Origin of the sequence: Streptomyces sp., from assembly GCF_035563135.1 — a bacterium.
In the GTDB taxonomy this organism is placed as follows: domain Bacteria; phylum Actinomycetota; class Actinomycetes; order Streptomycetales; family Streptomycetaceae; genus Streptomyces.
Genome location: NZ_DATMVN010000500.1, coordinates 1 through 7,402 on the forward strand (window position 1 = coordinate 1; position 7,402 = coordinate 7,402).

Genomic DNA, 7,402 nt, shown 5'->3' on the forward strand with positions numbered 1-7,402 from the left:
GGTATCGGTCTCGCGGCCGCCCTGCGTGCGGCCGGTGCCGGGTACGAGGTCATCGCCACCGCCCGCACCACCGAGAAGGCGGAAAAACTCGTCACGCACGCCGAAGAACGCGGGCTGCGCCTGCAGACCGTCGTCCTGGAGCTCACCGATGCGGACGCCTGCCGGGACGTCTTCGCCGGCATCGCCGAACGCACCGGCGGCGGGCCGTGGGCGGTGGTCAACAACGCCGGCATCATCACCCCCCGGGCTGTCGAGGACGTCACCGAAGCCGACGCCCGGCTGGTCATGGAGGTCAACGTGCATGCCCCGGCCCGCATCGCCCGCCTGGTCCTGCCGGGCATGCGCAGCCGGGGCGAGGGCCGCATCGTCAACGTCACCTCCATGGGCGGGCGGGTGTCCCTGCCGCTCAACGGCTGGTACTGCGCCAGTAAATTCGCCCTGCGCGCGCTCACCGACGCCCTGCGCATGGAGAACGCCGCGCTGGGCGTCCACGCCGTCCTGATCGAGCCCGGCTTCCACACCACGGCCCTGCTCGGTCATGCCGCACAAGCCTTGGACGAGCCCAGTACCATCACCGAGCAGTTCACCGGCAGCTACCGCGCCACCGCCACCGCCCTTCGCGAGACCGGCCGCTACACCGGTCCCGACGTTGCCGCCAAGGCGATCCTGCGCGCCCTGCAAGCTCCTCGGCCGAAGGCCTGCTACCGGGCGGGAACAGCCGCCCGGCTCAGCGTGGCCTCCAACGCGTTCCTCCCCACCGCCATGACCGACCGGTCCAAGAAGAGCCTGGCAGGTCTGGCGCCCTCCTCCCTCGGCCTGCGCCGCCGCCTGGCGGGCATGGCAGGCCTGCCGGGCATCTCCGTCCCCCGGCGGACGGACGGCTGAAGCACCCGAGTCCAGAGCCTCGGACAGACCGGCGGTACGGCGCCCCGTCACCGGGGACATCCGCGCAGTCCGCTCCGCGGCACGAGCGGCCCCGGCAAGGCATCCGCCCGAAGTGTTCGCCGTCGCGCGGACTTCAGGGCATCGACGAACCGGTCACGGCGACGTCACGCCCCTGAGCGAAGGTGCTGTTCGGTTCTGTGTTCGATGACCGGCATCTTCCGTAGCGCGACGCACGTCACGGGAGAGCCGAGGGTGGCGGTCCGAGCATCGGGACGAGGCACTGCCGGGCCACCGCACGCATCCGCTCGTCATCGTCGAGATCGATGACATGGCTCGGAACGACCAGGAACGATGTGGAGATCCGGACCATCATCTCGGCCGCGACGTCCACGTCCACTCCTGCTGCGACATGACCCGCCTGCTGCTCCCGGCGGAGCCTGTCCGCGACGAACTGCTGCACCATGAGCAGGGTGCGGCCCCCGTCGCCGATCATGGACGGCACGACGATGTCCGGCTCGACGGCCATGAGACTGCCGATGAGGCGGCTGTGGCGGACGGCCCGCAACGAACTCACGAACCCTCCGACGACACGGTCGGCGACCGTCTCCGCGCCCCGGATCTCTGCGGCGAACCGGTCGAAGTACCGCCGGAACTCCCGTCGGACGACCTGTTCGACCAGCATCTCCTTGGTGGCGAAACGGCGGTACACGGTGACCCGGGAGACCTTCGCCAGCCGGGCCACGTCCGTCATCGTGGACCGTCTGATTCCGATCAGGCAGAACTGCTCGTACGCCGCGTCCAGCAGCCGCACGGATACCTCGTCGTCCGGACAGGTTCCTTCGTCGGCGCCACCGAACGCGAGCGCGAGCACGGACGAGGGACCGGAGGGCCCCGCGAGGTCCGACAGGACCGGGTCCACCGCCATCCCCTGATTCTGAAAAAGCACTGGCGTTCCCACCTGACTTGTGCTCATCTGGTGACACAGAGAGGCTTACTTTGTTTCATTGTACCGCCGGATAATCGCAGGGCTGAAGGACTCGAGGAGGAGTTCCGGGCTATGGATGGACTCAGTAGGCGCAAGATGCTGTTGGCGGGAGGGGCCCTAGGGGCCGTCGGCGCGCTGGGCGCCGCATCGCCGGCCGGCGCACGGCCCCTGTGGACCTGGACGCCGAGCGCATCGGTGGCAGGCACGGGAGAGGGTCTCGACCCGGAATGGGTGTGGGACGACGAGGTCGACCGGCTGATGGCCTCGGTGATCGACCGCGGGGATGTGCCAAAGGTCAACGAGCTGTTGCGCACCTGGACCCGCAACGACCAGGCACTCCCGGCCGGACTCCCGCAGGACGTGCGCGACTTCATGGAGAAGGCCCGGCAACTGCCCTCCTGGGCCGACCGGAACAAGCTGGAGACCGCAGCCGAGTTCAACAAGTCCCGGGGCTTCTACCTCAACCTGCTCAACGGAGTGGGCGGCGGGATGCTGAGCACCGCCATCCCCAGGGAGGCGCGGTCCGTCTACTACTCCAAGGGCGGCGCCGACATGGAGGACCGCGTCGCCAAGACGAGTCTCCTGGGCTTCGCCATCGGCGACCTGAACGCCTACCGGCCCGACGGCGACGTCATCGTCCACGCCGTCAAGACCCGGATGGTGCACGCCGCGGTCCGTCACCTGCTGCCGCAGTCCCCGGGGTGGACCCGGACGGGCGACGGCCAGAAGATCCCGATCAGCCAGGCCGACATCATGGTCACCTGGCACAGCCTGGCCACCTATGCCATGCAGAAGCTGGTCGAGTGGAAGGTCCCGATCACCGCGGCCGACTCGGCGGCCTATCTGCATGTGTGGCAGGTCACCGCCCACATGCTCGGTGTCCGCGACGAGTACATCCCCGCCACGTGGGAGGCGGCCAACTCCCAGTCCAAGCAGGTCCTCGACCCGATCCTCGCCTCCACCAAGGAGGGTGTCGAGCTGACCGACATCCTGCTGGGCCAGCTCGCCGAGCAGACGAGCCCCGGCGGAATCGACCGCCCGCTCGTCGACGCGCTGGCCCGGTTCCTCGTCGGTGACCGGATCGCCGACATGGACGGGATCCCCGAGGAAGCGTTCTGGGGAAAGGTGATAGCCACCGTCTGGCCGAAGCTGGTCGCCTTCCGGGAGAAGCTGATCCCCCTGCCGCTCGTGCCGCCGCTCGCCTGGACGCTCGACGAGGCGGCGCGTCAGTACATCCTCTTCTACCTCACCAAGGGCCGCGGCACCCGGATCGAGATCCCCGACACCAACCGCCCCGCATCCCGCTGAGGTCACCCGCGGCACGCGGGGCGGCGCCACGTGGTCAGCAGCCGGCCGCGCCTCTCCGGTCCGCCTCACCGCGGTGTTCACCGATCAGAACTCACGAAGGAGCTCGGAAAGATGGATGTGTTCAGCAGGCGCAAGATGTTGATGACAGGCGGGGCCCTGGGAGCCGCCGGGGCGCTGGCGGCAGCCTCCCCCGCGAGCGCCCGGTCGCTGTGGACCTGGTCGCCCACCGGGTCGGTGGCCGGGGCGGGGGCGGGCGTGGACCCGGAATGGGTGTGGGACGAGGAAGCGGACCCGGTGCTCGCCTCCGTGATCGACCGCGGCGACGTACCCAGGGTCAACACCCTGCTGGCGCGGTGGACCCGCAACGACCAGGCACTGCCCGACGGTCTCCCGGCAGACCTCAAGGAGTTCATGGAGCACGCCCGGCAGATGCCGGCCTGGGCGGACAAGGCCAAACTCGACCGCGCCGCCCAGTTCAGCAAGACCAAGGGCATCTACGTGGGGGCTCTGTACGGTCTCGGCAGTGGTCTGATGAGCACCGCCATCCCCAGGGAGGCGCGCGCCGTCTACTACTCCAAGGGCGGTGCGGACATGAAGGACCGCATCGCGAAGACCGCGCGGCTCGGCTACGACATCGGGGACCTGGACGCATACCTGCCGCAGGGCTCGATGATCGTGACCGCCGTGAAGACCCGCATGGTGCACGCGGCGGTACGCCATCTGCTCCCCCAGTCGCCGGGCTGGTCCCAGACCAGCGGCGGACAGAAGATCCCCATCAGCCAGGCCGACATCATGGTCACCTGGCACAGCCTGGCCACGTTTGTCATGCGCAGGATGAAGGAGTGGGGCGTCCGGGTCAGCGCTGCCGACTCGGAGGCGTATCTGCATGTGTGGCAGGTGAGCGCGCACATGCTCGGCGTCAGCGACGAGTACATCCCCAACTCGTGGGACGCGGCCAACGCCCAGTCCAAGCAGGTCCTCGACCCGATCCTCGCCCACAGTCAGGAGGGTGAGGCACTGACCAACGTCCTCCTCGGGATCGTGGCCGAACTCGACGCCGGCCTGACGCGCCCTCTGATCAGCGCCTTCACCAGGTACACGCTCGGCGGTGACGTCGGCGACATGATCGGCCTGTCCAAGCAGCCAGTACTGGAGAAGCTCATAGCGACCGCGTGGCCGCTGCTGGTGGCCTTCCGCGAGGGGCTGGTGCCGCTGCCCGCGGTCCCCGCGGTCCTGTGGACGCTGGAGGAAGCGCTTCGCAAGTTCGTCCTGCTCTTCCTCGCCGAGGGCCGGCCCATCGCGATCGACATCCCGGATGTCAACCGTCCGTCCTGAGCGGCCCCCTCACCTCTGCACCACCACCCCACGCACAGCACCCGCCGCTGCCAGGGACGGCGCCCTGGACCGTCCCTGGCAGCACCGTCCACGACCCAGCCGGAGCCGCACCGCCCCATGCACCCACCGATGAGATCGCGCCGAAGCAGGACGCCGGGACGAGTCCTCCGCCAGACTCCCGGAGAGACGACGCCGAAGAGGCGTACGGGAGAGGAGACCGATGGTGAACGGTGAGGACCGCTCGGCCCGACCGCCGCACGGGAGCCGTGCCTTGGACAGGCGCAAGTTCCTGGGATTCGTACTGGCGGCACCGACCCTGGTGACTGCCGCCGAACTCGTACCTGCCGAGCAGGCCCGGGCCGACGTGCCGTCGGCGGACATCACGGAACTGGTCGACCTCAACGATGTCATGACCCTGGCGGCTCTGCCGACCTCGGGTCTGATCACCGTCCAGGTCGATACCGACGGCACGGTGTCCTTCGCGTTGCCCCGTGCCGAGGTGGGGCAGGGCATCACCACGTCGACGGCCATGCTGATCGCCGAGGAGATGGACGTACCTCTCGACAAGGTGCGGGTCACCCTGGCCGACGCACGGCCGGAGCTCGTGTTCAACCAGCTCACCGGCGGATCGAACACGACCATCGCGACCTACACCCCCATCCGCGTCGCGGCCGCTGTCGCGCGCGGACGGCTGCTCGAGGCCGCGGCGACGGTGTTCGGCGCGGCCCTCACCGAGGTCACCATCAGAGCGGGCGTGGTCCTCGGCCCCGCGGGCCGGAGCATCGGCATCGGCGCCCTGGCCGAGAAGGCCGCAGCCGTGCGGACGCAGCAGGTCACCGCCGAACTCAAGCCGGCCGAGCAGTTCACCGTCATCGGTACACCGCAACGCCGCATCGACGCCCTCGACGCGGTCACCGGGCGCAAGAAGTTCGCGATGGACCTCGCCGTCCCGGGAGCCCTCCCGACCATGGTGTGCCGTCCGCCGACGATCAACGGGAAGGTCGGACCGGTCGCCAACGCCGCTGAGGTGCGGGCGATGCCGGGCGTCACCGACGTCGTCGTCATCAACAGCGGTGTGGCCGTACGCGCCCGGACCTTCGGTCAGTGCATCGACGCCGTACGCGCCCTGAAGGTGTCCTGGGGGCCCGGCACCGCGCAGGGCAAGTCCGACGAGACCGTGCTCCAGGAACTGAAGGCCGCGGAGCCTTCGCTGGGGCTGCCGCCGCTGACCCCGAGCGTGGAAGGAAAATTCACCTTTCACTTCCGCAGCAACAGCGCCCTGGAGACCAACTGCGCCATCGCCGACGTGCGGTCCGATCGCGCCGAGATCTGGTCCGGTCTCAAGGCGCCGATCGTCGCGAAGGAGGCGATCGCCGCCAAGCTGGGACTGCCGCTGGGGGCGGTGACGGTGCACGTCACCGAAAGCGGCGGGTCCTTCGGGCGCAAGCTGTTCTTCGACGCCGCGCTGGAAGCGGTCGAGATCTCCGAGAAGATCGGCAAACCGGTCAAACTCATGTGGCACCGGGCCGACGACTCCCGTCAGGGACGTACCCATCCCATGGCCACGTCCCGCGTGCGCATCGCCTACGCCGGCAACACCGTCCTCAGCTACAAGCAACGGCACACCAGCGTGGCCACCGACCTCAGCCACGGATTCGGAGAGATCTTCACCGCCCTGGCCGCGAAACTTCCGGTGGCCGACCTCGGATTCTCCGAGACGTTCTTCCAGCTCTCCCAGTCGATGCCGTACAACTTCGGTGTCAACAGCCGGCTCCTCAACGAGACCGACAAGGGTTTCAACACGGGCAGTATGCGCAACGTCTACTCACCCGACGTCACCTGCGCCCGTGAGCTCCTCATCGACCGTCTGGCGTCGAAGATGGGGAAGGACCCCTATCGGGTCCGGCGCGACTTCCTCAAGGACGACCGGTCCATCGCGGTTCTGGAGAAGGTGGCCGAAGCCGGACGCTGGGGCCGGTCGATGCCGGCCGGCACGGCACAGGGCATCGCGCTCCACTCCGAGTACCACTCCGCCAGCGCGGTCCTGGTGGAGATCGACTGCCGGCCGGAGACCGTCGGCCGGCCGATCCGCAACGGTGTCGCGGGACCACGCGTCACCAAGGTCGTCCTCGCCGTGGACGCCGGTCTCACCATCAACCCGCGTGGCCTGGAGGCGCAGATGATGGGCTGTGCCATGGACGGGATCGCGCTCGCGCTGACCTCCAGCCTGCACCTGCGCGACGGCTACTTCCTGGAAGCCAGCTGGGACAACTACTTCTACACCCGGCAGTGGAACACGCCGCCCGAGCTGGACGTCATCATCATGCCTGACACCACCGGGAAGCCCGGCGGAGCCGGAGAGCTGGGTGTCGCCGCGTCGATGGCCGCGGTCGCCTGCGCCTACGGCCGGGCGACCGGCACGATGCCCACCACCTTCCCCATCAACCACGGCACACTCTCCTTCGAACCCAAGCCGGTCGTTCCGCCTGTCCCCCAGTCCCCGACCGACGGCCTGGACCACGCCTTCTGATGTGAGGAGCTCTACGTGCCCGAACACACATTCCGCCTCAACGGCGAGCAGGTCACCGTCGACATCGCCGACGACGTCCGGCTGCTGTGGGTGCTGCGTGACATCCTGGGCGTCACCGGCCCCAAGTACGGCTGCGGCATCAACGTCTGCAAAGCCTGCACCAGTCATCTCAACGGCAGGGCGGTCAACCCCTGCGCGATCCCGGTGGGTGACCTGGACCCGACCGACGAGGTCACGACGATCGAGGGGCTGCCGGCCACGGTGGGCGCCGAACTGCACCCCATGCAGCAGGCGTGGCTCGACCTGGACGTGGCCCAGTGCGGCTACTGCCAGCCGGGCCAGATCATGGCGGCCGTCGC

General features: G+C 69.0%; 6 protein-coding genes. 5 read left to right on the forward strand and 1 reads right to left on the reverse strand.

Annotation, left to right across the window (positions count from 1 at the left end):
* Positions 1-885, forward strand: an 885-nt coding sequence (locus tag VN520_RS21970) for an SDR family NAD(P)-dependent oxidoreductase (RefSeq protein WP_325748651.1), incomplete at its 5' end; no start/stop codon positions are given.
* A 235-nt stretch (positions 886-1,120) separates the two neighbouring features.
* Here the strand turns inward: VN520_RS21970 and VN520_RS21975 are convergent.
* Positions 1,121-1,810 (reverse strand): TetR/AcrR family transcriptional regulator, encoded by a 690-nt coding sequence (locus VN520_RS21975; protein WP_325748652.1) that lies wholly within the window; start codon positions 1,808-1,810, stop codon positions 1,121-1,123.
* Between the two features lie 132 nt (positions 1,811-1,942).
* Here VN520_RS21975 and VN520_RS21980 point away from each other — a divergent pair, with 132 nt between their 5' ends.
* From VN520_RS21980 to VN520_RS21995, 4 genes are all read left to right on the forward strand, one after another.
* Positions 1,943-3,178 (forward strand): oxygenase MpaB family protein, encoded by a 1,236-nt coding sequence (locus tag VN520_RS21980; RefSeq protein WP_325748653.1) that lies wholly within the window; start codon positions 1,943-1,945, stop codon positions 3,176-3,178.
* Between the two features lie 111 nt (positions 3,179-3,289).
* Positions 3,290-4,513 carry an oxygenase MpaB family protein gene (locus tag VN520_RS21985; RefSeq protein ID WP_325748654.1) on the forward strand — a complete coding sequence of 408 codons (1,224 nt, stop codon included), beginning with the start codon at positions 3,290-3,292 and terminating at the stop codon, positions 4,511-4,513.
* Between the two features lie 220 nt (positions 4,514-4,733).
* A complete protein-coding gene (locus VN520_RS21990; protein WP_325748655.1) occupies positions 4,734-7,043 on the forward strand; it encodes a molybdopterin cofactor-binding domain-containing protein in 2,310 nt (769 codons plus the stop codon).
* Positions 7,044-7,058: 15 nt separating this feature from the next.
* Positions 7,059-7,402: (2Fe-2S)-binding protein (locus VN520_RS21995; RefSeq protein WP_325748656.1), on the forward strand; the 344-nt coding region annotated here is incomplete at its 3' end.

Bases quoted from the DNA above. Each gene is read 5' to 3' on its own strand.
- VN520_RS21975 (WP_325748652.1), bottom strand. From the start codon at position 1,810: ATGGCGGTGGACCCGGTCCTGTCGGACCTCGCGGGGCCCTCCGGTCCC.
- VN520_RS21980 (WP_325748653.1), top strand. From the start codon at position 1,943: ATGGATGGACTCAGTAGGCGCAAGATGCTGTTGGCGGGAGGGGCCCTA.
- VN520_RS21990 (WP_325748655.1), top strand. From the start codon at position 4,734: ATGGTGAACGGTGAGGACCGCTCGGCCCGACCGCCGCACGGGAGCCGT.
- VN520_RS21985 (WP_325748654.1), top strand. From the start codon at position 3,290: ATGGATGTGTTCAGCAGGCGCAAGATGTTGATGACAGGCGGGGCCCTG.